This window comes from Polaribacter gochangensis (assembly GCF_046224025.1).
Taxonomy (GTDB): domain Bacteria; phylum Bacteroidota; class Bacteroidia; order Flavobacteriales; family Flavobacteriaceae; genus Polaribacter; species Polaribacter gochangensis.
In genome coordinates this window covers 1-234 of the sequence record NZ_JBJXRF010000113.1, presented here as the reverse complement: position 1 = coordinate 234, position 234 = coordinate 1, and the positions used below count along the sequence as shown (strand labels likewise).

Sequence of the window (234 nt, the reverse complement as noted above, 5' to 3'; positions counted from 1 at the left end):
ATTATAACTTTCTCCTAAAATTGGATTAAACGATGACAACAAACCACTTACAGGAGCTTGTACAATAAAATTTTCTTTATTTTTTCTAAGTAATTCAAGGCTTTTCTCCATATTTATTAACGAATTATCGATATTAGTTAATTGAATATTTCTACTTTCTTTTTCGCTAAAAACACTCTTTTTAATCAAATCGTTTCTTTATTTTTGAAACGTGTATTCTTGTGATGTTTTTTT

The 234-nt window shown here is 24.8% G+C and carries 1 pseudogene; it reads right to left on the bottom strand.

Annotation, left to right across the window (positions count from 1 at the left end):
• Positions 1-189: pseudogene (locus ACEWL1_RS12240) on the bottom strand (efflux RND transporter periplasmic adaptor subunit); the annotation flags it as partial.
• Between the last annotated feature and the right edge of the window lie 45 nt (positions 190-234).